This is a genomic window from Nocardia grenadensis NBRC 108939, assembly GCF_001613445.1.
GTDB classification, from domain to species: domain Bacteria; phylum Actinomycetota; class Actinomycetes; order Mycobacteriales; family Mycobacteriaceae; genus Nocardia; species Nocardia grenadensis.
The window spans coordinates 53,353-78,494 of record NZ_BDCJ01000031.1 but is presented as its reverse complement, the minus strand read 5'-3'; the positions used below and the strand labels follow the sequence as shown (position 1 = coordinate 78,494).

General features: G+C 66.8%; 22 protein-coding genes. 14 read left to right on the top strand and 8 right to left on the bottom strand.

Annotated features, from left to right (window positions below):
• Positions 1 to 322: 322 nt before the first annotated feature.
• Positions 323 to 1,783, top strand: coding sequence for a CCA tRNA nucleotidyltransferase (locus NGR01S_RS27990; RefSeq protein WP_063042052.1), 1,461 nt, complete (start codon positions 323 to 325; stop codon positions 1,781 to 1,783).
• 9 nt (positions 1,784 to 1,792) lie between these two features.
• On the opposite strand, the gene NGR01S_RS27985 is transcribed toward NGR01S_RS27990, so the two are convergent.
• A complete protein-coding gene (locus NGR01S_RS27985) occupies positions 1,793 to 2,611 on the bottom strand; it encodes a hypothetical protein (RefSeq protein WP_063042050.1) in 819 nt (272 codons plus the stop codon).
• 205 nt (positions 2,612 to 2,816) lie between these two features.
• On the opposite strand from NGR01S_RS27985, the gene NGR01S_RS27980 reads away from it, so the two are divergent.
• Positions 2,817 to 4,427: a glycoside hydrolase family 183 protein gene (locus NGR01S_RS27980; RefSeq protein WP_063042084.1), complete on the top strand. Its 1,611-nt coding sequence runs from the start codon at positions 2,817 to 2,819 to the stop codon at positions 4,425 to 4,427.
• Between the two features lie 19 nt (positions 4,428 to 4,446).
• Here NGR01S_RS27980 and NGR01S_RS27975 read toward each other — a convergent pair whose 3' ends face one another.
• From NGR01S_RS27975 to NGR01S_RS27955, 5 genes are all read right to left on the bottom strand, one after another.
• On the bottom strand, positions 4,447 to 5,310 hold the full coding sequence (locus NGR01S_RS27975) for a 5-oxoprolinase subunit C family protein (protein ID WP_063042048.1): 864 nt from the start codon (positions 5,308 to 5,310) through the stop codon (positions 4,447 to 4,449).
• Positions 5,307 to 5,984: a 5-oxoprolinase subunit B family protein gene (locus NGR01S_RS27970; RefSeq protein WP_157107461.1), complete on the bottom strand. Its 678-nt coding sequence runs from the start codon at positions 5,982 to 5,984 to the stop codon at positions 5,307 to 5,309. Before NGR01S_RS27970 ends, NGR01S_RS27975 begins: the two co-directional genes overlap by 4 nt.
• A 24-nt stretch (positions 5,985 to 6,008) precedes the next feature.
• A complete protein-coding gene (locus tag NGR01S_RS27965) occupies positions 6,009 to 6,764 on the bottom strand; it encodes a LamB/YcsF family protein (RefSeq protein WP_157107465.1) in 756 nt (251 codons plus the stop codon).
• A gap of 39 nt (positions 6,765 to 6,803) precedes the next feature.
• Positions 6,804 to 8,123: an MFS transporter gene (locus NGR01S_RS27960; RefSeq protein ID WP_063042078.1), complete on the bottom strand. Its 1,320-nt coding sequence runs from the start codon at positions 8,121 to 8,123 to the stop codon at positions 6,804 to 6,806.
• A gap of 79 nt (positions 8,124 to 8,202) precedes the next feature.
• Entirely contained in the window at positions 8,203 to 8,706 is a 504-nt protein-coding gene (locus NGR01S_RS27955; protein WP_063042046.1) for an NUDIX hydrolase, read from the bottom strand.
• A 201-nt stretch (positions 8,707 to 8,907) separates the two neighbouring features.
• Between NGR01S_RS27955 and NGR01S_RS27950 the strand changes: the two genes are divergently transcribed.
• From NGR01S_RS27950 to NGR01S_RS27940, 3 genes are read left to right on the top strand one after another with little or no spacing between them, the layout of a single operon-like run.
• Entirely contained in the window at positions 8,908 to 9,687 is a 780-nt protein-coding gene (locus tag NGR01S_RS27950; RefSeq protein WP_063042044.1) for a pirin family protein, read from the top strand.
• Between the two features lie 57 nt (positions 9,688 to 9,744).
• Positions 9,745 to 10,281, top strand: coding sequence for a DUF4190 domain-containing protein (locus NGR01S_RS27945; RefSeq protein ID WP_245664811.1), 537 nt, complete (start codon positions 9,745 to 9,747; stop codon positions 10,279 to 10,281).
• 59 nt (positions 10,282 to 10,340) lie between these two features.
• Positions 10,341 to 12,344 carry a M13 family metallopeptidase gene (locus NGR01S_RS27940; protein WP_063042042.1) on the top strand — a complete coding sequence of 668 codons (2,004 nt, stop codon included), beginning with the start codon at positions 10,341 to 10,343 and terminating at the stop codon, positions 12,342 to 12,344.
• A gap of 572 nt (positions 12,345 to 12,916) precedes the next feature.
• Here NGR01S_RS27940 and NGR01S_RS27935 read toward each other — a convergent pair.
• Entirely contained in the window at positions 12,917 to 13,804 is an 888-nt protein-coding gene (locus NGR01S_RS27935; RefSeq protein WP_063042040.1) for a L,D-transpeptidase, read from the bottom strand.
• Between the two features lie 635 nt (positions 13,805 to 14,439).
• Here NGR01S_RS27935 and lppU point away from each other — a divergent pair.
• Positions 14,440 to 15,078, top strand: a complete 639-nt coding sequence (gene lppU / locus NGR01S_RS27930) for an LppU family putative lipoprotein (protein ID WP_063042038.1) — start codon at positions 14,440 to 14,442, stop codon at positions 15,076 to 15,078.
• 99 nt (positions 15,079 to 15,177) lie between these two features.
• Here the strand turns inward: lppU and NGR01S_RS27925 are convergent, their stop codons facing one another.
• Positions 15,178 to 15,870: a chymotrypsin family serine protease gene (locus NGR01S_RS27925; RefSeq protein ID WP_063042031.1), complete on the bottom strand. Its 693-nt coding sequence runs from the start codon at positions 15,868 to 15,870 to the stop codon at positions 15,178 to 15,180.
• Between the two features lie 610 nt (positions 15,871 to 16,480).
• On the opposite strand from NGR01S_RS27925, the gene NGR01S_RS27920 reads away from it, so the two are divergent.
• Genes NGR01S_RS27920 through NGR01S_RS27885 form a run of 8 tightly spaced genes read left to right on the top strand, consistent with a single transcriptional unit; the run spans position 16,481 to position 25,098 of the window.
• Entirely contained in the window at positions 16,481 to 17,299 is an 819-nt protein-coding gene (locus NGR01S_RS27920) for an MlaE family ABC transporter permease (protein ID WP_030524481.1), read from the top strand.
• A 4-nt stretch (positions 17,300 to 17,303) separates the two neighbouring features.
• Positions 17,304 to 18,167 (top strand): MlaE family ABC transporter permease, encoded by an 864-nt coding sequence (locus NGR01S_RS27915; RefSeq protein WP_030524482.1) that lies wholly within the window; start codon positions 17,304 to 17,306, stop codon positions 18,165 to 18,167.
• A 3-nt stretch (positions 18,168 to 18,170) separates the two neighbouring features.
• Positions 18,171 to 19,724: an MlaD family protein gene (locus tag NGR01S_RS27910; RefSeq protein WP_063042029.1), complete on the top strand. Its 1,554-nt coding sequence runs from the start codon at positions 18,171 to 18,173 to the stop codon at positions 19,722 to 19,724.
• Positions 19,721 to 20,752 (top strand): MCE family protein, encoded by a 1,032-nt coding sequence (locus NGR01S_RS27905; protein WP_063042027.1) that lies wholly within the window; start codon positions 19,721 to 19,723, stop codon positions 20,750 to 20,752. The genes NGR01S_RS27910 and NGR01S_RS27905 overlap by 4 nt, the downstream gene beginning before the upstream one ends.
• Entirely contained in the window at positions 20,752 to 21,747 is a 996-nt protein-coding gene (locus NGR01S_RS27900; RefSeq protein WP_063042073.1) for an MCE family protein, read from the top strand. Before NGR01S_RS27905 ends, NGR01S_RS27900 begins: the two co-directional genes overlap by 1 nt.
• A complete protein-coding gene (locus NGR01S_RS27895) occupies positions 21,744 to 22,844 on the top strand; it encodes an MCE family protein (RefSeq protein WP_063042025.1) in 1,101 nt (366 codons plus the stop codon). The genes NGR01S_RS27900 and NGR01S_RS27895 overlap by 4 nt, the downstream gene beginning before the upstream one ends.
• The gene (locus tag NGR01S_RS27890; RefSeq protein ID WP_063042023.1) at positions 22,841 to 23,935 is read left to right on the top strand and encodes an MCE family protein; all 1,095 of its coding nucleotides are present in this window, start codon (positions 22,841 to 22,843) and stop codon (positions 23,933 to 23,935) included. Before NGR01S_RS27895 ends, NGR01S_RS27890 begins: the two co-directional genes overlap by 4 nt.
• Positions 23,935 to 25,098 carry an MlaD family protein gene (locus tag NGR01S_RS27885; RefSeq protein WP_063042021.1) on the top strand — a complete coding sequence of 388 codons (1,164 nt, stop codon included), beginning with the start codon at positions 23,935 to 23,937 and terminating at the stop codon, positions 25,096 to 25,098. The genes NGR01S_RS27890 and NGR01S_RS27885 overlap by 1 nt, the downstream gene beginning before the upstream one ends.
• Positions 25,099 to 25,142 lie beyond the last annotated feature (44 nt).

Below are 25,142 nucleotides of genomic sequence, written 5' to 3'. Positions count from 1 at the left end.
CACAGCACCTTGGCGAGTAAGTCCGCCTTCTGACCTTGGCGAGTAAGTCCACCCCTCTCACCTCGGTGACCAATTCACCCCTCACTTGCGTGAGTGCATCGGCTTCTCGCTTGCGTGAGCAGACCGGTTTATCACCTGCGCGAGCTCGCCTCTCTGGTCATGAGCGCGCCTCTCGATTTCGCTGATCGGTCCGCAGCGGCTCTTCCCGTTGGGTGGTGTCACAGTCCCCCCGTAGTCCGATGGCAATTCTCCGGACCCATAAGCGCCCGGCCATACCGTCGGCCGGAAAACTGCGGCTGTTCCTACTCGGTAAGGTTCTGCTGTGGTTTCGACCGAGTCCGACGATGTTGTGCAGGATCGCCGTACCCGTTTACTCGCGGCCGCCGCGATCACATTGGGCCGGCTCTCCGATGTGCTGACGCCGCTCGGCGAGATGTTCGCCGCGCACGGTTTCCAGCTGTATCTGGTCGGGGGCAGTGTGCGGGACGCGGTGCTGGGGCGGCTCGGGACGGATCTGGATTTCACCACCGACGCGCGCCCGGAGCAGGTGCAGGAGTTGCTGCGGGGTTGGGTGGATCAGCTGTGGGACACCGGGGGGATGGTGTTCGGGACGGTGAGTGCCGCCAAGAACGGTCAGCAGTTGGAGATCACCACGTTCCGTAGCGACGTCTATGACCGGGTTTCGCGTAATCCGCAGGTCAGCTTTGGTGAGACGCTGGAGGACGACCTCGTCCGGCGGGATTTCACGGTCAATGCCATGGCGGTCCGGATCGCGGCCGACGGGGCGCTGGAATTCGTGGATCCCCTGAACGGGATGGCGGCGCTGCTGGCCGGTGTGCTGGATACTCCCGCGGCTCCGGAGGACTCGTTCGGTGACGATCCGCTGCGCATGCTGCGGGCGGCGCGTTTCGTCTCGCAGCTCGGGTTCGATGTGCATCCGCGGGTGCGGGCGGCGATCACCGGGATGGTCGCGGAGATCGACCGGATCACCGCGGAGCGGGTGCGGACCGAACTGGACAAGCTGATCGGCGGCGCGCATCCGATCGACGGCATCGACATGATGTGTGAAACGGGCCTGGCCCAGCGGGTGTTGCCGGAGGTCCCGGCGATGAAACTGGAGATCGACGAGCATCATCAGCACAAGGACGTCTATCAGCATTCGCTGACCGTGCTGGAACAGGCCATCGACCAGGAGGAGGGGGATCCCGATCTGGTGCTGCGTTGGGCGGCGCTGTTGCACGATATCGGTAAACCGGACACCAAACGCAACGAGCCCGGCGGCGGGGTGAGCTTCCACCATCACGAGGTGGTGGGCGCGAAGATGGTGCGTAAGCGGATGCGGGCGTTGAAGTATCCGAAGCAGTTCACCGAGGACGTGGCGCGGCTGGTGTTCCTGCATCTGCGGTTCCACGGTTACGGCAAGGGGCAGTGGACCGATTCCGCGGTCCGCCGCTACGTCACCGACGGCGGCGAGTTGCTTCCCCGGCTGCACAAATTGGTGCGTGCCGACTGCACCACCCGGAACAAGCGCCGGGCGGCGGCGTTGCGGTCCACCTACGACGAACTGGAGGCGCGGATCGCGCGGCTGCAGGAGCAGGAGGACCTGGCCCGGGTCCGGCCGGATCTGGACGGTAACGCGATCATGGAGTTGCTCGGGCTGCCGCCGGGACCGGAGGTCGGGCGGGCCTGGCGTTTCCTGAAGGAACTGCGGCTCGATCGCGGACCACTGACCCGGGACGAGGCCGAGGCGGCTCTCGAGCAGTGGTGGCAGACCCAGCAATGAGCGGGCCGGTCAGAACACGATCAGGGTGGTGCCGGCCACGATCGCGGAACGGATCTGGGCCAGGTCGAACGAACCGCTGACCGGCGCGAGTTCTATCCGGAATCGCACCACCGAGCCGTCGTGGACGGCCCACCGCACCCGTGCGCCCCGGGGTAGCTCCTCCATCGGGATGGGGTTCATCGTGCGCCGGGGAACCGGCAGCCCGGCCCAGGTGGCGCGCCGCACGACCAGGTGCAGCACATCCTCGGTGACCGCGGCGTCCAGGTCGGCGGTGATCCGCTTGCGGCGGTGTACCGCGTGGACGAGTCCCTGGTCGGTCACCGAGAGCTCCCATTCCCGCTGTCGGCTCGCGAGCCAGTCCACCACGGTGTCCAGGCCGACCATGCCCTCGATATCTACCCGGTTGGCGCGCACGCGGGTCGGCACGCCCGGGACCAGACGGACCTCGTGCGAGACAACGGTGACCTCGTCTATGGGCCGTTCATCCAAGCGCAGCCCGCGCAGGACGGCTTTGGTCTGGAAATGCGCGCCGCGGCGCCGCACCTTCAGGAGGTCCAGGGTGCCGGTCAGCCGATGGCCCAGCAGGGTCGCGCTGATCTCCTGTCCGCCGAACCGGCTCAGTATGCCTTCGCTGAGCACGGTGAGCAGCGTGTCCGGCAGCAGCGCGGTGACGGTCCCGGCGCCGAGATCGGCCATCGGTTCCATCCAGGCGGTGGTCAGGTTCATCCACTGCTCCAGCCGGGTCTGCTCGAACAGTCGTTTGCCCAGGTCGACGGCCCATAGTGTGTTGAACAGGGAGGCCGAACGGGGATCGGAGTAGGCGGCCATGATCGCCTTCGAGGGTACTGGGTCGGCCGGTTCGGGACCACGCGGAGTCGTCCGGCTCACCCGCCGTGTCGCGCGGAGGCGGAACCTCCGCGTAACTCGACCCACGACCCGCGTCGATCAATCGGCACGGAGACAGCCCCGTTCGGGTAGGTTCGGACCGGCAATGGGACTCGACCAGAGACTGCGAGAAGTTTTGATCGAGGTGATGCCGCGCCCGCGGGCCGGTCGTGTCGGGCTCGCGTTCCTCGGCGTGGTGCTCGCGGGCTGTGTCGTCGTGCCGCTCCCCGCTCGTGCCGCACCGTTGCCGTGGGCTCCCCCGCCGGTGAACGATTGTGGCGAAACCGGTTTCGACCCGCGGGCCCGGGAACCCGATCCGTCGGCACCGCCCCCGCCGCCGGTGCAGTTGCCGCCGCGGATCGATATCCCGGTGCCGGTACCGCAGTTGCAACCGGTGCCCGTACCCGATCCGCCGCCGGACAACACCCGGATCACCCCGGATCCATTGCCCGCCGACCCCTGCCGGAACCCCTGCCCCGATATCCGCGACACACCGAAACCGGTGGCGCCCGCGCCTGTCGACCCGGCGCCTGCGCCGGCCGCACCGGGTGGCGGTTCGGCCGGCGGCAGCGGTTCGGGCTCGTCCGGTTCCGGAACATCGTGGCGGATACCCGAGGTCCGGGTGCGGCCGGAGATCGAACCGATCCCGTACCCGGTGCCCGGTGGCGAGGGCGCGCCGCCGCAACCGGCGCCGCCACCGGTCGTGCACCCGGCCGAGCCGGGTCCGGTCGCGGCGCCGGTGGCGCTTCCGCGGGTCGAGGCGGTACGGCTGGTCGAGCAGGTCACCGGGCGCGGTTCGGCGAACCGCACCGATATGCGCTGGCAGGTCGACGGCACCGACCTCGGGCTGATGTGGGAGACAGAACCGGGCCGGATCGCCATGGTGTTCGGCGATACGTTCGGAAAGGGCTGGTCGGCCGGTGGTGTGGGTGGCCCGGACGACGACTGGCGCAGCAATGTGCTGGCCCACAGCACCGACCGCGACCTTTCCGACGGTCTGACACTGGACACGATGGTGCAGGACAGCCGTTGCCACGCAGCCGAACTGCTGGGCAGTCGCAAGATCAAGAATTGGGAGACCACCACCATCCCGACCTCCGGTTTCGCACTCGGCGGGCGGCAGTACCTCAGCTTCATGTCGGTGAACCGCTGGAGCCGTGTTCCGGGGATGTGGTGGACGAACTACGGCGGTATCGCCTACTCCGACGACGGCGGCAGCACCTGGGTCAAGGATCAGCACGCCCGCTGGGACAACCTGTTCGGGCTGGGACGATTCCAGGTGGCGGCCATGGTGCCGCACGGCGACCACGTCTATATGTTCGGTACGCCGAACGGCAGGGTCGGGATGATCGGGCTGGCCCGGGTCCCGAAGGACGAGGTGCTGAACAAGACGGCGTACCAGTACTGGGTGAACGGCACGTGGGCCCCGGCGGCGGAGAACCAGGCGACGCCGCTGGTGGCCGGTATGGCCAGTGAGCTGTCGGTGCGGGTCGACCCGGGGACCGGGGCATGGCAGATGAGCTACCTGGATTCCGCGCGCGGGGCGATCGTCCTGCGGACCGCCGCCGAGCCACAGGGCAGCTGGACCGAACCGGTGCAACTCGTGTCGACCGCCGACTATCCGAAGTCCTACGGCGGTTTCCTCCATCCGTGGTCCACGTCGCGGGATCTGTATTTCGCGTTGTCGGCGTGGGATTCGTACAACGTGTATCTCCTACACGCCCGGCTGGCACCGCCGGCCGAGCCGCCCGTGTCGTGAGGTCCATGGGCGCCGGAGATCAACCGGTGCCCGCCGCGCGGCGGAACCGGAGCCGCTGCCCGGGCCGGGCCTGCGCTACCCGGTCGATATCGGCGTCGGTGACCACCGCGATCACCGGGTAACCGCCGGTGATCGGATGGTCGGCGAGGAAGATCACCGGTTGACCGCTGGGCGGAACCTGCACCGATCCGAGCGCCATACCCTCGGTGGCGAGTTCGCCGGAGGATTTCCGCCGCAGCGCCGGCCCGTCGGCCCGGTCCAGGCGCGCCCCGATCCGGTCGGAGTCGGCGCTCACCGACCAGTCGCCCGCGAACAGGGCGGCCGGGTCGATGAACCAGTCGTCCCGGGGGCCGGGCACGGCGTGGATCTCCAGTGTCGCGTCCGGCCCGAGTAGTGGCGCCTGCTCGATATTCGGCCAATCGCCGGGTTGCGGACCGGTGGGGACGGTTTCGCCTTCGCGTAATGGGGGCGGGCCGATACCCGAGAGAGTGTCGTAACTGCGGGAGCCCAGTACCGGGGGGACGTCGATTCCGCCGCGTACCCCGATATAGCTGCGTAATCCGATACGCGTCGTACCCAGCCGCAGCCGCTGCCCCGGCGCGAGGTGCAGCACACTCGCGTGACCCACGGGGGTCCCGTCGAGGGTGGCGGGGGCGGGTGCGCCGGTGACCGCCAGCAGCAGAGAGGTTTCGGCGCGCAGGGTGAGACCGCCGAGCAGGACTTCGATCCCGGCGTAGCCCTCCGGGTTTCCCACCAGGCGGTTCGCCAGCCGTAGGGCGCCACGATCCGCGGCACCGGAGGGGCCGACGCCGGAATGGAACCACCCCGGACGACCCAGATCCTGGACGGTGGCCGCCGGACCGACCCGCTCGATCACGATCACGAGGCGGCGTCCACGTCGACGAATCGCACCCGCGCGCCGACATGGACCAGGGCGGCCGGGTCCCGATCGGTATCCCACATGGTCAATGTGGTGGTGCCGATGAGCTGCCAACCACCCGGCGTCTCCCGCGGATACACCGCCGACCAGCGTCCGGCCAGGCCCACCGACCCCGCCGGTATGCGGGTGCGTGCCGTATCGCGGCGCGGGACGCTGCGCTGCCAGCCGGGGGCGGTGAGATAGCCGAAGCCGGGCGCGAAGCCGACGAAGGCACACTGCCAGGTCGCGGCGGTGTGCGCGGCGATCACTTGGTCCGGTCGCAGATCCAGCGTCTCGGCCACGGTATCCAGATCGGGACCGTCGTAGCGCACCGGGATCCGCACAGGTTCGGCTGTGGGCGTGAATGTTCCACGGGAAACATCGGGTTGCGCGGCGCTCACCGCGGCCGCCACGCGTTCCAGCTCATGCCGCACCCGGGGTGCGGAACGTACCGAATCCAAGGTCACCAGCACGGTTTCCGCGGCGGGCAGGATGTCCACCACCCCGGCGACCGGGCGCCCGGACAATTCCGCGACCAGCCCGCCGACCTGCTCCGGATCGTCCGGGATGAGCAGGAACGCCCGGTCGCCGGCACTCCGTATCGTCGTCGCCGAGCGGATTCGTGGTGCTCGCGACACGTCACCTCACCCCTGTTCCGTCGTTCAGGTGAACGACGCTACCGCTATCCCGGCGTCCTCGAGCGCGGCCCGGATCCGCCGGGCCATCCGGACCGCGGCCGCGGTATCGCCGTGTACGCAGATACTGTCGGGCGAGACCGCCACGGTGCCGCCGTCGCCCAGCACCCGGGCGGTCCCGTTCTCCGCCAGCGAGACCGCCTGAGCGACCGCCGGATCGGTGCCGAGCACGGCGCCCGGGGTTTCACGTGGTGCGAGACCGCCCGCGGCGGTATAGGCCCGGTCGGCGAAACCCTCGCTCACGAACGGGGTCCCCACGGCCAGCGCGGATTTCTCGAGATGGGTACCGGCGGGTCCGAGCAGGACGAGGGCGGGGTCGTAGTCCCGCAGGCCCGCGAGCACGGCGTCGGCGAGCGCCGCGTCGGCCGCGGCGGCGTGGTACAGCGCGCCGTGGGGTTTCACATACCGAACCCGGTCGCCCGCCGCCCGGGCGAAGCCGTCCAGCGCGCCGATCTGGTAGAGCGTCTCGTCCCGGAGGTCCGCGGGCGCCACCGCTATCGCCCGCCGCCCGAAACCCGCCAGGTCCCGGAATCCGATATGCGCCCCGATCCGCACCCCCTTCTCCACCGCCGTCGCACAGGTGCGCCGCATGATGGACGGATCGCCGGCGTGGAAACCACAGGCGATATTGGCGCTGGTCACGATATCGAGCATGGCGGCATCCTCGCCCATGCTCCACGCCCCGAACCCCTCACCGAGGTCGCTGTTGAGGTCCAGACCCAAGGCACACCCTCCTTCCGGCTGTGCCTTCATTGTCCTCCCTCATCCGGTGTCGCCGAATTGCCGAATCCTCCTGCGGTTGTTGAGCAGCAGTGCGCCGATGCCGAGCCCATAGCAGGCCGCCCCCGCCAAGACCACACCCGGCGATCGGCCGTCGGCCGGGATGACCAGCGCCGTCACCGCGACCGCCAGGACGAAGGCGATATTGAACACCGTGTCCTGAAGGGCGAAGACCTGGCCGCGACGATCGTCGGGGATATCCATCTGCATGGCGGCGTCGCCGGTGAGTTTGATGGTCTGCCCGGCCAGCCCGAGCAGGAATGCCCCGACCAGCATGAGCTGGTGGGCGCGGTGCATGCTGTCGGCCGCGTGGGTGAGGGCGGTGGGTAGCACCAGCGCCAGCTGTACCGCGATCGCACCGGACAGCGCCAGCAGGACGGTCCGGGGCCGGCCCAGGCGCGGAATGAGCAGTGGGGTGAGCAGCGCCGCCAGCAGCATTCCGGCGGCGGTGGCGGTGATCGCGACTCCGAAACCGATCAACCCGCTGTCCACCGCCACGCCCTGCGACGGCGATTCCCGCAGCACCAGCACCATGACCAGCGTGTTGATGCCGAATACGATCCGGTGGGTTCCGATACCGATCATCGCGGTGGACACATCGACCGAACCCCGCACCGCGCGTGTACCGACCAGCAGTCCGGCCAGTACCGCCCGTACCGCGCCCGCGGTGGCGCCGGGTTCCGATTCCGGGCCCAGGGTGCGGGGGCGGAACCCGGCCGTGAGCACCACTCCGGCCATCGAGCCGGTCACGCTCAGCGCCACGGCGACCGCCGATCCGGTATCGCCGGCGCCGATCGCGCCGATCACCGCCACCGCGGCCGCCGCTCCCCCGGCCGCGCACGCGGATCCCACTGTCGCGAGCACGGAGTTGGCGGGCACCAGCCGGTGCTGCGCCAGCACCCGCGGCAGCGCCGCCGATACACCGGCCGCGGTGAACCGGCTGATCCCTACCACGGCCAGCGCCAGCAGCAGCAGGAAACCCGCCCCGGCTCCGGCGATCAGGCCCAGTGCCACCACGGCGATGAGCAGGCCGCGCATCAGATTGGCGATCAGCAGGACCAGGCGCCTATCCCAGCGGTCCAGTAGTGCGCCCGCGTACGGCCCGATCAGCGAATAGGGCAGCAGCAGCACCGCGAAACCGGCCGCGACGGCGAGCGGGTCGGTTTCCCGTTCGGGATTGAACAGGATCGCCCCGGACAGCGCGGCCTGGAACATACCGTCACCGAACTGGCTCGTGAAGCGCACCAGGGTCAGCCGGACCGCGCCGGGACTTTCGCTGATCGCGGCCCGTAAGGCCGACAGATCGTGCCGATGCCCGCCGCCTCCCGGTGTCCGGTCCGTGGTGGTGGGTTCGGGCGCAGAGCTGGACACCGCCGCGACGCTACCTGCCCCGCAGGCCGGGAGGTATTCCGGCAGGTCCGGGCACACGTTCGGTGATCAGCAGATCCACGGCCTCGCGCATATCGGGCGCCATCGGCAGGGTGCCGAGCGCGCCGGCGTCTATCCAGGCGTAATCGTCGTGCTCGTCCGGGTCCAGCGTTATCTCACCGGTTTCGGCTTCGGCCAGGAAACTGAACTTCCGCACCTTGGCCTTGGTGCGGGTGGCGTAGTCGAACCAGCCGAGGAAATCGGTGATCCGGTGGGCCACCAGGCCGGTTTCCTCGAGCAGTTCCCGCGCCGCGCCCTCGGTGAGCGATTCGCCGGATTCGACCCCGCCACCGGGTAGCTCGTACATCCCGCCGAGATAGTCACCCGGTACCCGGCGCACCACCAGCAGTTTCCCGTCCCGGAACACCGCGACACCGACGACCAGGTCGGTGACGCCGTCGCGCCGTGCGGCGGCACGCAGCCGCTGTTCGGTCCGTGCGAGTGCTTCGGGGCGCATCCTTCACCTCCCGGTTCCGTATAGATCCATTTTCGTGAAACGTGTGCCACACCGCTATTACCGCCCCGGTTGCTCACCAGCCGTTCACCCCGAGGTCGCTCGCGTAAAATGCCCGGAGCGGACAATCGACGAGGTCGTGGTATCGCCGAGGTACTACATGTGGGAAAGGTAATTGTGCCCGAGCCGGAAAGGAGTCGTGCGATGTCCACGCTGCCGACGCCGCATATCGATGTACATCGTGCGGGTGATCGTCTGAAGACCCGGATATCCTGGCTCGATTCCAAGCATTCGTTCTCCTTCGGCGCGCACTACGACCCCGAGAACACTCATCACGGTCTGCTGCTGGTGAACAATGACGATATCGTTCTACCGGGCCAGGGTTTCGATACCCATCCGCACCGCGATATGGAGATCGTCACCTGGGTGCTGGAGGGCTCCCTGGTCCATCAGGATTCGCTCGGCCACAGTGGCGTCATATACCCGGGACTCGCCCAGCGGATGAGTGCCGGTACCGGGATCCGGCATTCGGAGAAGAACGATTCGTGGCGGGTGGACGGTAACCGGCCCGAGCACGACGAACCGGTGCGTTTCGTGCAGATGTGGGTGCTGCCCGACGAGCCCGGGATCGAACCGGGGTACCAGCAACTCGAGATCGACGAGCAGCTGGCCGCGGGTGGTCTGGTGACCGTCGCGTCCGGCCTGCCGCGGTACCGCGACCGCACCGCCATCGCCATCAACAGCTCGCATTCGGCGCTGCACGTGGCGAGGGTGGCGCCGGACGCGCAGGCCTCGGTGGAACTCCCCGAGGCGCCCTATATCCACGTGTTCGTCGCGCGCGGCGCGGTCGAGATGGAGTGCGTGGGCCTGCTGGACACGGGTGACGCGGTGCGCCTGACCTTTTCCGGTGGCCAGCGGTTGATCGCCCGGGAGCCGGCAGAAGTGTTGATCTGGGAGATGCATGCCCGGCTCGGCGCCGGGTAACGTCCGAAAAGTCCGGATAAGCGGTCGACCCATCGGTGATCGACCCATGACAATGATATGCGGACCGAGATCGCCGAGCGTTACCCGCAGGTCTCGACCAGCTCAGCCGAGGAGGAACGTATGTCCTATCCACCACCCCCGGGCTATCCCGCGCCGGGCCCCTACCCCGGCACCGGCGGGCAACCCGAGTACTGGCAGGAATCACCCAAACGCAAAGGGATGGCGATCGCCGCGCTGGTCCTCGGCATCCTCGGCGTACTGAGCTTCTGGACGATCGTCGGCGGCATCCTCTTCGGGCTCATCGCGGTGATCCTCGGTGTGGTCGCCCTGGTCAAGGCCAATCGCGGCACCGGCGGTGGCGGGGTCATGGCCGTGATCGGCCTGATCCTCGGTGTGCTCGCCATTGCCGGGGTGATCGTCGTCGGCATCGTCGGCTGGGGCATCTGGTCGGATTCGGGCGGCCGTGATTTCGTCGACTGCGTCAACAAGGCCAATGGTGATCAGAGCGCGGTGTCGCAGTGCGAAGACGAGTTCAACCAGCGTCTCGAGAACCAGTACGGGGTGACGATCGCTCCGCCGGAGCCCACCAACTGAACGGGCGGGCCGGTCCGGTATTCCGCTCGGACCGGCCCGGCACCGGCATACTGGGTTCTGTGACTTTCGACGTGACCAGCCCCTCCGGTATCGATCTGACCCATCTCGACCCGGCTGTCCGGGTACAGGACGACCTGTTCACGCATGTCAACGGTGCCTGGCTGGCCGGGTACGAGATCCCGGCCGACCGGGCGGTCGACGGCGCCTTCCGCACCCTGTTCGACCGGGCGGAGCTGGATGTCCAGGAGATCATCCGCAATGCCACGGGCGAGCCCGGCAGCGACGCCCGCAAGATCGCCGATCTCTACGCCTCCTTCATGGACACCGACGCGGTCGAGTCCGTGGGCCTGACCCCGGTCGTCGAGGAACTGGCCGCGTTCGCGCGGACCACCGACCGGGGCGAATTCGCCGGTCTGCTGGGCCGGTTGCAGCGGGTCGGCGTATCCGGTGCGGTCGGCGTCTATGTCGATACCGATGACAAGAATTCCCAGCGCTACCTCGTCTACGCGACGCAATCCGGGATCGGGCTGCCCGACGAGTCCTACTACCGCTCCGACGAGTACGCCGAGATACGGGAGCGCTATATAGCGCATATCGACCGGATGTTCGCGCTGGCGGCGGCCGATCCGCGGATCGCGGAATTGCTGCCCGCGGGGCCGGTGGGCAGCCGCGTCTTCGAACTCGAACGTAAACTCGCGGCCGGCCACTGGGATGTGGTGCGCCGTCGCGACGCCGAACTGAGCTACAACCTCACCACTTTCACCGATCTGGCGGCCGCGCAACCGGAATTCGACTGGACCGCCTGGGCCGACGGTCTCGCCGAAGGGGTTCCCGGTGCCGGACCGGACCTGCTGGCCGAACTGGTGGTCCGGCAACCCGACTTCCTGCGGGCCTTCGCGCAGCTGTGGGCATCGGAATCGGTCGAGGAGTGGCGGCTGTGGGCGCAGTGGCGGGTGCTGCGGTCCCGCGCGCCCTACCTCACCGAAGCGGTGGTCGAGGAGAACTTCGATTTCTACGGCCGCACGCTGACCGGCGCCCAAGAGAACCGGGAGCGCTGGAAGCGCGGGGTCTCGCTGGTCCAGGACCTGCTCGGTGAAGCCGTGGGCAAATTGTATGTGGCCGAGCATTTCCCGCCGGAGGCCAAGGCGGCGATGGTGCGGCTGGTGGAGAACCTGCGTGAGGCCTACCGCCGCAATATCACCGAGCTGGAGTGGATGAGCCCGGCGACGCGGCAGGCGGCGCTGGCGAAACTGGACAAGTTCACGCCCAAGATCGGCTACCCCGAGCGCTGGCGCGACTATTCCGCGTTCACCGTCGCGCCGGCCGATCTGGTCGGGAACTACCGCCGCGGCTACGCCGTCGACCACGATCGCGACCTGAACAAGCTCGGCGGCCCGGTGGACCGGGACGAATGGTTCATGACCCCGCAGACCGTGAACGCCTACTACAACCCGGGAATGAACGAGATCGTCTTCCCGGCCGCCATCCTGCAGCCGCCGTTCTTCGATATGAACGCCGACGACGCCGCCAACTACGGCGGGATCGGTGCGGTGATCGGTCACGAGATCGGGCACGGCTTCGACGATCAGGGCGCCAAGTACGACGGCGACGGCAATATGGTCGACTGGTGGACCGATACCGATCGGGCCGAGTTCGGTAAGCGCACGCGGGCGCTGATCGACCAGTACGACGTGCTCTCCCCCGCCGATCTGCCCGACGAGCACACTGTGAACGGTGAGTTCACGATCGGCGAGAACATCGGCGATCTGGGCGGCCTCTCCATCGCCCTGCAGGCCTACCGAATCTCCCTGGACGGACAGGAAGCACCGGTGATCGACGGTCTGACCGGACTGCAGCGGGTGTTCTTCGGCTGGGCGCAGGTCTGGCGGACCAAGGCGCGGCCCGAGGAAGCGATCCGCCGGCTCGCGGTGGACCCGCATTCGCCCGCGGAGTTCCGCTGCAATGCAGTGGTCCGCAATATCGACGCCTTCCACGAGGCCTTCGAGCTGACCCCCGACGACGCCCTTTACCTGGCGCCCGAGGAGCGGGTCAAGATCTGGTGACTGTGTTTATTGGCGGCGCCTTCGGCGCCGCGGGGTCGAGGCCCCCGAAGGTCCCGCCGTTCAGGCCTCGAGACTCGCGGCTTCGCCGCATGCGCTTCGAGGCCTGAACGGCGGGACGGGCCTCGACCCTTTCAGGGCCTCGTAAGACTCGGCACCGAGGTTGTGGTCCCGTTCGGGAAGGCGAGCGGATGAGCGGTTCTGCTCGGGGTACGAGAGATGACCGATCCGGCGAACGGCAGTGATGCCATCGGAGAAGATGCAGACAGCGCTGCAGGGTCGATACTGTGCGGCCGACCAGGGGACGCAAGCCGACAGTGGTCCTTGTGGTGCGTGCGAATCCAGGAGCCGGCCCGGCCGTCAAGGCTGACGTAACCGCATGTGTCGAGTGTTGCGAAAACACCTCAAAGAGTTGAGGCCCGTCTCGCACCTTGGCCGGAGGTGCTCAACGGCCGGCCTTCCACGGAAGGCCGGCCGCACATCGCATGAGCCGAAGGCTTGAGTCTCGAGGCCGAAACGGCGAGACCAAGGGGGCCTCAACCCCGCGGCGCCGGAGGCGCCGCCACAAACACAGCTCAGTTCCAGTCGCCGAGACCGTCGCCGGCGTTGAGGGTGCCGCCCTGGGTGTTCTGCACGATGACCGCGTCGCCCTTCTTGACGTTCTCGTAGAACCACTGGGCGTCCTCGGTGCTCACATTGAGGCAGCCGTGGCTGGTGTTCGCGTAGCCCTGCGAGCCGACCGACCACGGCGCGGCGTGGACGAAGATTCCGCTGTTGGAGATGCGGGTCGCGTACTCGACATCGAGTTTGTAGCCCTCGGGGGCGTCGATCGGGACTCCGTAGGTGGAGGAGTCCATGACCATTTCCCGCCGCTGCTCGCCGACGATATAGGTGCCGTTGGGAGTTTCGTGGTCGACCTTGCCCATCGAGGTCGGCATGGTGCGCACGACCTCGCCGTTACGGGTCACGGTGATCATCTTGGTGTTGTCGTCGGCGGTGGCGATCACCGCGTCACCGACGTGGAAGGCGCTGCGGCTACCGCCGGCCTCGACCACGATGTCGCTCTGCGCGGGCCAGAACTCGGTCGGCCGCCAGCGCACCTGCTTATCGCTCCACCAGTAGAAATGTCCGGGTACCTCGGTCGAGGAGGTGATCTTGATGGCGCGCTCGGCGGCGGCCCGATCGTCGACCGGATCCTTGAAGTTGATGATGATCGGCTGCGCGATGCCGACCTCTTCGCCTTCGGAGGGGTTGATCGCCGGCGGCGCGAAGTCGGCCGCGGGCGGCGCGGGTTCCACGGCGCCTGCCGCCGACCCGGAAGGCAGGTTCGGCAGCGCGTAGACCGGCGCCGTGGCCACCGTGGTGGCTGCGGCGACCGCGGCCGTCAACAGGACACCCTGTCGAAGCCGCCGCTGGGCACGGCGACCGGTCGGCAGCGACCCGGTGTTGTCGAAGACATGCATAAGAGTGTTCGTCCGTCCATTCGACTCTGGAGCGCACGCGGCCTGTGGGCCGCCGATACGTCCTGCGGAGCACCCCGGCGAGTGTTCGCGGAGTTCTGTGGAGCCCCTCCACGGCCGTCCGCCCGTGGACGTCTGGATCGTCCGCGCGCCACCGGTCGTAGAGTTGTGGAGCGGCCCCGACGGGCTGGTGCGCATCGCGGAAGCTCGCTGAAATCCAGGCGATGCGCCTCCGCTCCGATTTCCTTAGTACTGCCTTGATGAAGTCGTGACCAGTCCCGTTTTCCGTTATATAGCCGTTACGCATCAACGGTGTGCCGTAGCACGCTCCCCCGGCACGGCGTTCCCCGGCCCGTCGGATGCCCCGTGGGCCGGGGATTCCTGTTCGGGCGGTGTGTCAGAGCGCGATGAGAGTGATCTGCGTTACCAAACCTGCCGATGAGATATGTCACGCCGGCCCGCTGTATCCGCGGCCTCGCTGTTCGCCGGTGCGGTCACGGCTCCCCGTGGGCGGCGTCGTCGGAGTCGACGCTGGGGCCGCCATGGTGTATTCATGGCGTGATATTGCTGGCGGAGCTGTAGTGAGGCGCGGATTCGATGCGGAGGCAGAGTTCGGCATCACAGCGGGAGGACTGTGCGTGTCTGGTTGGGCATCATCTCGATTGTCGGTGACGATCGCCGGGGCCGCGGTCGCGGTCGGCCTGGCGGTCGCGGGCTGTAGTTCCACCATCGAGGGGCGGGCGCAGCCGGTACTCGAGACGGGCACGGTGGACGCGGTGGACGTGACCGGTACCCCCGGCTCCGGGGATACTTCGCGGACCACCACCTCCAGCGCGCCGACCACCACCCCGGAGGCCGGCGATATCAGCTTCGACGCCGAGGTCGGCGACTGCGTGACCCTGGGCGGGACCACCACCGACGCCAGTATCGAAGAGGCGTCCTGCGGTAGCAACGAGTCGAACTACAAGGTGATCGGCAAGGCCGAACAGAGCAGCCAGTGTGTCGGCGACGCCGACAACTACTACGCCGAGAGCCGCAACGGTATCGAGATGGGGGCGTTGTGCCTCGATATCGACTGGGTGGTCGGCGGCTGTATGGATGTGGGCGGCGGGACCACCGGCCCGGAGCGTATCGACTGCACCGCGACCTCGGCCGCGGACGGGGTGAAGGTTGTCGCGATCGAGCAGGACGCCACCGATGTCGACGCGTGTGGCGCGGGCAGCTCGGGATACGTGTACCCGGAACGCCGCTTCGTGGTGTGTGTCGACGAACTCTGATGTCCATCCACCCCGGAGGCCGCCGCCGCAGCGCCCGAGGCGGAAAACGAACGAGGCGGGCACCGGGGTGCCCGCCTCGTCGTGTCTCTCCGGTAGCCGCTAGATGGGCCGGTACCCGGCTCCGATGCCGTGGCGACTGTCGATATCGCCCATGATGGTCGTCATATTGGTGCCGACCTCGGGGCCGAAGCAGGCGATCGCCAGGTAGGCGTTCACCATGCCGACCAGCGTGGAACCGACGACGACCGGGGCACCGGAGTCGCCTTCCATCACACACATCTGCGACCAGGTCTCCATGCTGCTGGCGAAGACGTCGCCGTAGGCCAGGCCGCAGGTGTTGCCGGTGGTGCGGCCTTCCTTGCAGACGATATTGGGGAATTGGGCCGGCGCGCCGACCCCGGTGATGCTCAGGTTGCCGATCCGGTTGACCGGGGTCACCCGGCCCGGATCGAACTCGAGTACCGCGTAGTCCAGGTCCTGGTTGGAGTAGACGAACCGGCCGAGTGCGCCGGCACCCGGGTCCTGTTCCGCATACACTTCGTGCCCAGGCGTTCCGCAGTGTCCCGCGGTGAGGCCGACGAGTCTGCCGGCACCATCGTGACCGATCGTGGTGAGCGTGCACTGGATCGCATATTCGGACATCTGGCCGGGCTCGGAGGAGATGATGAGCCCTGAGCCACCACCGAGTACGGGCCGGGCGGGATCGGCGGCTGCCGTCCCGGTGCCGAGTAGCGCCGTACTCAGCGCGACGGCGAAGACGGCACTGGCCGCCTGGGCGAGTTTCCTGAACATATCCCTCCAGACCTTGAAGCCGCACGATATCAATGTGTGGCACCTCATCGTGGCAGCAAAGGCCCCGACGCGCGCCCCGAGTAGCTGTTACCCGCGAGTTCCGTTGCGTTACAGAGGGGTTCGGCTATCCGGTCGTGCATTCGGCCGAGGTGCTCCGCGTGCGATGCGTACCGCACGAACTCCGGCCACGATAACCCTCGGAAGAATAGCCGAACGCTATTAATTGTCCTGGATTTGGGCGCGCGGGTCGAGTAACGGTCGAATCTCCACACTGCCGCGAAAGGGTTAATTTCCCGGAATACTCTCCGTTATTTAAGTGAACCATGGTTCGCATCGGTTATCCCGGTCTTCACTGCATTCGGGGCCGGTCAGAGGTATGTTCCTCCAGTGCCGCGTAACTCTCATTGGGATACACACCAAGGAACGTGCGATATCTCAGTGGTCACGCCACAAAGTGATGAACATCTGTGACCGCGGTCTCGCGCCTATGGTGTGTTCCGCACTACTACGTAGTAAGGTGCCTCAAGCAAACCAGCCGTCGGGGTAGGTAACCGACGTCGAGAGGGGTTAGTCAGTGCAGTCGACCAAGAGTCCACCAACAGGTTCTCGGTTGAGCGGAGCGGTCGAGTGGACGCGGGACTACTGGCGCGACCACCCCCGACGTTCACTGGAGACCCTCGGCCGGCAGATGACCATGGGTGTCGAAGCGGTCTCCGAACTCGTGGTCAGTATCTTCCGCGGCCGGTTCCCTCTCGACGAGTTCATCCGGCAGTGCGCCTTCATGGCGAGCGTCGCCGCGGCGCCCACACTGCTCGTCGCGATTCCGATCGGTGTCATCGTATCCATCCAGGTCGGCGCGGTCGCACAGCAGGTCGGCGCCACCTCGTTCATCGGCGCGGCCAACGGCCTGGGCATCATTCAGCAGGGCGCGCCACTGGTCACCGTGCTGATGATCGCGGGCGCAGTCGGTTCCGCGATCTGTGCCGATCTCGGCTCCCGGACCATTCGGGAGGAAATCGACGCCATGAAGGTCATGGGTGTCGACCCGCTGCGCCGGCTCGTGGCTCCCCGGCTCGGTGCCGCAATGCTGGTCAGCGTGCTGCTCTGCGGTTTCGTTGTCTTCGTCGGATTTCTGACCGGATACATTTTCAATATTTTCGCCCAGGGTGGCACCCCGGGTTCCTATATCGCGACCTTCGCCTCTTTTGCGATAACGCTCGACCTACTCGTCGCGCTGGTGAAATCGCTGTTGTTCGGCCTCCTCGCGGCAATCATCGCCTGCGATACCGGATTGAACACCCGCGGTGGTCCGGGCGGTGTCGCCAACTCGGTGAATACCGCCGTTGTCATGTCCGCGGTGATGTTGTTCGGAGTGAATGTGATCTTCACCCAGGTGTACAACACTTTGTTCCCCCCGCAGGTGGTGTGAGCCGGTGTCCGCAACCTATGTGCCCCCGCTGCTCAAACCACTGCAGCAACTGCGAAATGCGGCCGGGGCTCCGGTCGATTGGCTGGCCCGGCTCGGGCATCAAGTGTTCTTCTTCCTGCGCTCGGTCGGCTCGATGCCGCTGGCGTTCAAGCAATATCCCAAAGAAGTGTGGCGCCTGCTCTCGGATGTCACCTGGGGCAACGGAAATCTCATCGTCGGTGGCGGCACCATCGGCGTCGTGCTCATCCTGAGCGCGTTCGGCGGAATGACCGTGGCCATCCAGGGTCACACCTCGCTCGATCTACTCGGCCTCAGCCCGATCACCGGCGCCATCTCGGCCTTCGCCACCACCCGTGAGCTCGGCCCGCTGCTCGCCGCACTGGCCTTCGCGGCCCAGGCGGGCTGCCGGTTCACCGCTCAGCTCGGCGCCATGCGTATCTCCGAGGAGATCGACGCGCTGGAGTCGGTGGCCATCCGCCCGCTGCCCTACCTGGTGAGCACCCGGATGATCGCCGCGATGATCACCATCTTGCCGCTGTACTGCCTGGGCCTGGCGATGGCCTATATCTCCTGCGCACTGACCGTGCAGCTCATCGGCGGTACCGCCAGCGGTACCTACCAGCACTACTTCTATCAGTTCCTTATTCCGACGGACGTGCTGTACTCACTGCTCAAAGCGATCGTCTTCGTCGCCATCACCACGTTCATCCAGTGCTACTACGGCTTCTTCGCCTCCGGTGGCCCCGAGGGCGTCGGCGTCGCGGCCGGTCGCGCGATCAAGATGTGCATCATCGCCACCGTATTCGTGGACCTCTTCATGACCTTGGCCATCTGGGGTGTCAACCCCGGCATCCGGATCTCGGGGTAGGCAATGATCATCGATCCCAGTGGGCGCGGGCCCACGATGAAGCAGTTGCTGATCGCGGGCGCCTGCGGACTGGTCGTCTTCGCGGTCGTGCTCGGCTTCCTGATGGCCCGGTACCAAGGCTATTTCGTCGAGAAAGTAAAGGTCACAGCCAACCTCACCACCACCGGTGACGGGCTGCCCGAACAAGCCGACGTCAAATTCCGCGGGGTGCTGGTCGGCGCGGTCAAGAACGTCTCGGTCGCCGCCCAGGGCGAACTGCAGCAGGTCGATATCGAACTGAAGCCCGAGTTCGCCGACGGTATCCCGGCAACGGTCACCGCCCGCGTGGTGCCCAGCAACCTGTTCGCCGTCACCTCGGTGGAACTGGTCTACAACGGGCCCAGCCAGGACCACCTCGACGAGGGGTCGACCATCGAGGAAGACCGCAGCCAAGGCACCATCGCGCTGCAGGACACCTTGACCACGGTGCAGAACATCCTCGACGCCATCGATCCGATGCAGTTCGGCCGGGTGCTGGGGACGCTGTCCTACGCACTGGACGGTAGTGGCCGGATGCCCGGGTCGACCATCGAACGGATCGACCGCTGGGTGACCTCGGTGGACGAGTCGATTCCCGATCTCGGTGTCTTCCTCGGCGATCTCTCGGGTTCGGTGCACGCGCTCAACGAATCGGCACCGGAACTCATGGACGTCCTGGCCTCGTCCGTGGAGACCGCGAGCACGATCGCCGACCGGCGCGAGGAACTGGTGAATGTGATCACCGGCGCCGGCAGCATGACCGACCAGATCAACGATCTGTTCGCCCGGAACCCGAATGTCGGTAAAGAGCTCACCGTCGGGATGAACCAGACCTTCGGTGCGCTGGCCGCGAACCCGTCGTCGATCACCAATGCCATCAGCAATCTGAACAACTCGTCGCGCAAGCTGAATACGGTGTTCACCTGGGGCCCGCAGCGGCAGATGGTCTGGAACGCGGGCGTCACGTTCACCCCGTTCAACCCCAACACCGTGGCGGACTGCCCGCGCTACGGCGACTTGGCCGGCCCGAGCTGCGCCACCGCCCCCGCGGTCGCGGATCCGGGCTACCTCCCCGAACAGGTGAAACCGCGCCGGCTCCCCGCCGCCGACGGGCTGCCGGTGCTGCCGCCGCTGCCCGGCCTGCCGCAGATCCCGGGTGTCACTACCCCGGCCGGTGCCCCCGCCCCGGCGGCGCAGGCGCCGGGCAACAACCCGTTCGCCGGTACGCCGCTGGAAGGGCTTTTCCCGCAGGGCTTGTCGCGGCTTCCGGGGCTTCCCGGCGCGCCGGCTCCGGCGCCCGCCGCACAGCCCCGCGAGCAGCCGCAGAATCCGCCGGCCCCGGGTGCGCCCGCACCGGCCGCGGACAAGGGCACCGCCCCGGGCACCGGCGTGGTGCCCGCGGCCGCACCGATCACCTACGAGGGCGACGCCGCGGTGGAGACGCTGCTGGGTCGCAAGCCGTCCTCGATGGAGTACTTGATGCTGAGTTCGATTCTGGAAGGCGGAACCCTGCGCGTGACCGAGGAGGCCGCCTCGTGAGGGGAGTTCGCAAACCGCTGATCGGGTTCGGCCTGTTCGCGGTGGTATCCGTGCTGGTCACGGTGCTGGTGTGGAATACGCTGGCCCGGACCGTCGACGGTGGAACGAAATCGTATTCCGCGGTTTTCACCGATGTTCTGGGCTTGCGCGAGGGTGACGACGTCCGGATGGCGGGCGTGCGGGTCGGCAAGGTCCAGAAGATCGAGGTCACCGACGATCACAATGCCAAGGTCAGCTTTATCGTCCAGGACGATCAGACGCTCTTCGGCAATACGAAGGCGCTGGTGCGCTACCAGAACCTGATCGGCCAGCGCTATGTCGCGCTGGCGCCGGGATCCGGTGGCGATACGAACCAGTTGGACGAGGACAGCACCATCCCGGTGGACCGCACCGAGCCGTCCTTCGATATCTCGGCGCTGCTCAACGGTTTCCAGCCGCTGTTCGAAGTGCTCGAGCCCGCGCAGGTGAACCGGCTCTCGGAAACTTTCATCCTCGCGTTACAGGGTGATCGGGTGTCGCTGAGCTCGTTCATCACCCAGGCCGCCACCATGGCAAGCGACTTCCAGCGGCGCGACGCCATCCTCAGCGATGTGATCACCAACCTCAGCGGTGTGATGGCCGGTCTGGCCAAACGAGGGGACGAATTGGAGACGCTGATAACCCAGACACGGGCGCTGATCGGCGGGCTGTACGAGCAGGGGCAGCAGCTGCTCGGCTCGACCGAGCAGATCGCGGGCGCGACCACGGCTCTCGTCGGCATGGTGGGCGATATCCAGCCGAAGCTGGAGGCCGTCCAGAATTCGACACGTGACGCTTTGACCCTGTTCCTGGCCAATGGCGCCAAGCTGGATCAGGCCGCGATCGACCTCCCGTCCATCCTCGCCGACGCCGGGCGCTTCACCTCCGAGGGCGCGTACGCCAACGCCTACATCTGCCGACTGGATGTATCGCTCTACGGCGTGCTCTTCCCGCGCGGGCTGTTCTCCCAGATCGGCGGCAATTCGCAATCGGCGGTGTGCCGGCCATGATGACGAAACTCAAAACCTGGTTCAACAACAATCGGTACTTCGGCCTCGGCATCATCGGCGTCATCGTGGTCGCTGTGGTGGTGATCGCCTCCAGCGGATTCCGCAACCTCGGGATCGGTGAACAGTCCATCGAGGCCGAATTCGTCCAGTCCGCCGGTATCACCGTCGGGGACAAGGTCGATATCGCCGGGGTGCCGGTGGGCCGGGTCGCGTCCGCCGAACTCGAGGGCGACCACGTCCTGCTGACCCTGCAGATCAGCAATGACGTGAAGCTCGGACCCGATGCCCGGGCGTCCATCAAGATGGCGACCCTGCTCGGCGCCCGCTACGTGGACCTGGATCCCGGTGACGGCTCCGGCCTGCCCGACGACCGGATCCCGAAGACCAATACCGCGGTCCCCTACGACCTCGCCGATGTGGTCACCAAGGGCACCCCGGAGTTCCAGGAACTCGATCCCGGCAAACTGGCCGAATCGCTGAACCTGTTCAACGAGCAGTTGAAGGGGTCGCCGGAACTGGTCGTCCAGTCGCTGGACAGTATCGGCGCGCTGGCCAAGGTGATCGACAAGCGTAAGGGCGATGTCGCGCAGTTGCTCTCCGACCTCGACCGGGTGACCACCATCTTGGCCGACAACCGAAACAGCGCGCTGCTGATCATCACCCAGGGCGAGGCCATCGCCTCGCGGGTGGTGGAACGGCAGCAGCTGCTGCGCACCCTGCTCGACAATGTGGCCACGCTGACCGCGCAGTTGCAGGCGATCGGGGCCCAGAACAACAACCAGTTCAGCACCACGCTCGACCAGCTGAACACCATGGCGACGGGCCTGCAGAAGAACAAGGACAACCTGGATCGGCTGCTGTCGATCATGCCGCCCTCGGTGCGCTACCTGGCCAATGCGTGGGGTAACGGCAACTACGCCGAGGTCGGTATTCCGTGGCTGTTCCCGGACAACTGGTTGTGCTTCGCCGAAGTCGCCGAGGGGTGCCAGGGATGATCAAGAACAAGATCGGGATCGTGAAGCGTACCGCCCAGGCGCTGGTCATCGGCGTGTCGGCGGTCGCACTCGGCAGCTGTTCGGTGGTGAACAGTGTGACCGGCGGGGATATCAAGGTCACCGCCGATTTCGAGAACATCGCCGGCATGTTCGAGGGCAACCCCATCACCGTGCTCGGGCTCGAGGTCGGCAAGGTCGACAAGATCGTGCCGCACGGCGATCTGGTCGAGGTCCATATGACCCTCGACGGTGATGTGCAGATCCCCAAGGACGCTATGGCGGTGGTGGTCTCCCCCTCCATCGTCACCGACCGGCATATCGAGATGACCCCCCGCTACGTCGAAGGCGATACCCTCGAGGACGGCGATCATCTACCGCTGGAACGCACCGATGTCCCGGTGGAACTGGACACGATGCTCAAGACCATCGACAAGTTCGCCGATGCGCTCAAACCCCAGGAGGGGCAGGAAGGCGTCGGCCCGCTCTCGGGCCGGGTGCTGTACCCGATGCTCAACGGCCAGGGCGCGAAGATGCGTGACACCCTCAACGCGCTGTCGAGCGCGCTGAAGGTCGGTGTCGACAACAAGGACCACATCTCGAACATCATCATCAAGCTCAATGAGCTGACCACGATGCTGGCCGAGAACGACCAGGCGGTTCGCGATTTCAGCAACCAGGCCACCCAGATGACCACCATGCTGGCCGAACAAGCGCCGGGCCTGCAGGCCACCCTGCAGCAGCTCTACGACTTCCTGAACAACACCAGTTCGGTCTTCGCGCAGCATCAGGATCAGCTGGTGGACACGCTGAACCGGATGAACACCGTGATCGAGCAGCTGCGGGCCAACGCGCACGGTGTCACCGAAGTGGTCGACGTCGCGCCGATGCTGCTGCAGAGTATCCACCGGTCGATGAACTACGAGCAGGGCTACGTCCGGCTGCACGCGCTGATCGGCACGAACCTCGGAGGCGGCGAGCTCATCAGCCTGTTCTGCGAACGGATACAGATGAAGTCCGACGGCTGCCGCACCGGCCGGCCCGAAGATTTCGGACCCGACTTCGGACTCACCGCCGCACTGCTGGGACTGACAAAATGATGCGAACGATCCGCCGGGCCCGCCGTGCCATGGCCGCCCTCGCCGCGGCCGGGACGGTGGTGCTGGCCTCCGGATGCGGTCTGACCGTGGAGGACATTCCGCTGCCGAAACCCGGTATCGGCGGTGACACGTTCACGCTGAAGGCGGTGTTCGAGAACGCGCTGAACCTGCCCGACCAGGCCAAGGTGAAGATCGGCGGTTCCGATGTCGGTGTGGTCACCGATATCGCGACCAAGAACTTCCAGGCCATCGTCGACATGGAGATCCGCAAGGATATCGACCTCCCGGAGGGCACCACCGCCGAACTGCGCCAGGCCACCCCGCTCGGCGATGTGTTCATCGCGGTCTCCAAACCGCCCACCGAACAGGGCAGGCGGCTGCTCACCGACGGCGATACGCTGCCCATCGAGAAGACCTCGGCCGGTGCGACAGTGGAGGAACTGCTGCTGTCGGTATCGCTGATGTTCAACGGCGGCGGTATCGCCCACCTCACCCGGCTGGGCACCGAACTGGACTCGATCGTCGGCGGGCGCAGCGATCAGCTGGTGCATCTGGTCAACGAGATCACGGGCGTGGTCTCGAGTATCAATGCCAACTCCGCGCGGATCGACAGTGTGCTCGGCGAATTCAATGTGCTGGCCAATACTCTCGATACCCGGCGGGCCGAACTCGGTCAGGTGGCCGACACGCTGCCCGATATGATCGGCGCCATCGCCGAGAACAACCGGGCGCTCGGGGATCTGCTGGGCAAGATCGCGACCACCAGCGCGGCGCTCGGCGACTACGCGAACACCACCGGCGGCGATCTGGCCGGCACGCTGGACAATCTGAACAGCCTGATGGCGGCGCTCGCGGCCACCGGCGACAACTTCGGCGCGCTGATGGACGCCCTGCACGATCTGAAGGGCCCGGTGAACGCCACCTTCCGCGGTAGCAGCCTGGCGGCCCAGGTCAACGTGACCAATCTCGATATCGCCATGCTGACCGCGCCCGGCACCAGCCACTTCTACGATGGGCGCGATCTGCAGGACTTCGCGGGCAGTCTGCTCCAGATCCTCCAGGTCGTGCAGTACCGCGTGGGAGGCCAGTGATGTTGTCCAAGAACAAGATCCTGCTGTCCAATATCGGACTCGTGCTGGCGCTGGTGATCGGCGGTACCTATCTGCTGGTCAACGTCATGCGGGTAAATCCGCTGCGCAACACCTACACCGTCACCGTGAACCTCGACCGGTCCGGTGGGCTGCAGCCCGGCAACGATGTCACCCTGCGCGGTTACCGGGTCGGTGAGGTGAGCGACCTCCGGCTCGTCGACGACGGCGCCGGTATCCAGGCGAAGGCCGAGATCGATTCCCGCTACGACATCCCGGTGGATACGAAGGTGGCCGTACAGGCCCTGTCGGGCGCCGGTGAACAGTACATCGATTTCCGGCCGGCCGGCGACCAGGGCCCGTACCTGACCGACGGTTCGGAGGTCACCTTCGATCCAGAGCGCGTGAGTACCCCGGTCCCGATTTCGGCGGTGCTGGAGAATTCCAGCGATCTCATCGCCCAGGTGAACCCGGAACATTTCGCGGTGATCCTGAACGAGCTCGATACCGCGCTCAGCGGGGGGCCCGATCAGCTGCGTTCACTGATCGAAGGCGTCAGCCTGGTCACCGCGGGGATGGATTCGCTGCTGCCGCAGACCACACACCTCATCGCCAATCTGCGCACCATCGCGGGCACCACCTCCCAGGCCCAGCCCGATCTGGGCACGTTGACCGCCAATTCGCGGGTGCTGTTCGATCAGTTCAACAAGGCCAACGCCGAACTGATCAAGGTGCTCGATCAGGCGCCGGGACAGTTCGCGAGCGTGACCGCCACCCTGGACAGCACCAGCGACCCGATCACCGCGCTGGCCAACAATTTCCTCGCCCTCACCCGGGCGGCGCAGCTGCGCACCCCCGCGCTGGCCGCGCTCTTCCCGGCACTCGAGATCGGTGGCGCCGCACTCGGTGTGCCCGCCCACGACAACGAGTTCCACACCATCCTCGATATCTGGTTCCGGCCGTACTGCCAGTACCAGTCCACTCCGATGAAGACCCAGGTCATCCAGGACGGCACCATCCCGAGGTGGAACTACTGCGATAGCCCCGGACCGGGGGAGCAGATCCGTGGCGCGGTGAACGCACCGCGACCGAACATCCCGAACAACGGCGCCACCATCCCGCCGGGGGTGGATCCGAACGAACGTACGCTGCCGCCCGTGCGGTAGGAGGACCGGTCGCCGCGCGCCGGGTGCGACGGTGCATACTCTCG

Bases quoted from the DNA above. Each gene is read 5' to 3' on its own strand.
- NGR01S_RS27985 (WP_063042050.1), bottom strand. From the start codon at position 2,611: ATGGCCGCCTACTCCGATCCCCGTTCGGCCTCCCTGTTCAACACACTA.
- NGR01S_RS27980 (WP_063042084.1), top strand. From the start codon at position 2,817: ATGCCGCGCCCGCGGGCCGGTCGTGTCGGGCTCGCGTTCCTCGGCGTG.
- NGR01S_RS27955 (WP_063042046.1), bottom strand. From the start codon at position 8,706: ATGCGCCCCGAAGCACTCGCACGGACCGAACAGCGGCTGCGTGCCGCC.
- NGR01S_RS27950 (WP_063042044.1), top strand. From the start codon at position 8,908: ATGTCCACGCTGCCGACGCCGCATATCGATGTACATCGTGCGGGTGAT.
- NGR01S_RS27945 (WP_245664811.1), top strand. From the start codon at position 9,745: ATGCGGACCGAGATCGCCGAGCGTTACCCGCAGGTCTCGACCAGCTCA.
- NGR01S_RS27935 (WP_063042040.1), bottom strand. From the start codon at position 13,804: ATGCATGTCTTCGACAACACCGGGTCGCTGCCGACCGGTCGCCGTGCC.
- NGR01S_RS27925 (WP_063042031.1), bottom strand. From the start codon at position 15,870: ATGTTCAGGAAACTCGCCCAGGCGGCCAGTGCCGTCTTCGCCGTCGCG.
- NGR01S_RS27910 (WP_063042029.1), top strand. From the start codon at position 18,171: ATGATCATCGATCCCAGTGGGCGCGGGCCCACGATGAAGCAGTTGCTG.
- NGR01S_RS27900 (WP_063042073.1), top strand. From the start codon at position 20,752: ATGACGAAACTCAAAACCTGGTTCAACAACAATCGGTACTTCGGCCTC.
- NGR01S_RS27895 (WP_063042025.1), top strand. From the start codon at position 21,744: ATGATCAAGAACAAGATCGGGATCGTGAAGCGTACCGCCCAGGCGCTG.
- NGR01S_RS27890 (WP_063042023.1), top strand. From the start codon at position 22,841: ATGATGCGAACGATCCGCCGGGCCCGCCGTGCCATGGCCGCCCTCGCC.
- NGR01S_RS27885 (WP_063042021.1), top strand. From the start codon at position 23,935: ATGTTGTCCAAGAACAAGATCCTGCTGTCCAATATCGGACTCGTGCTG.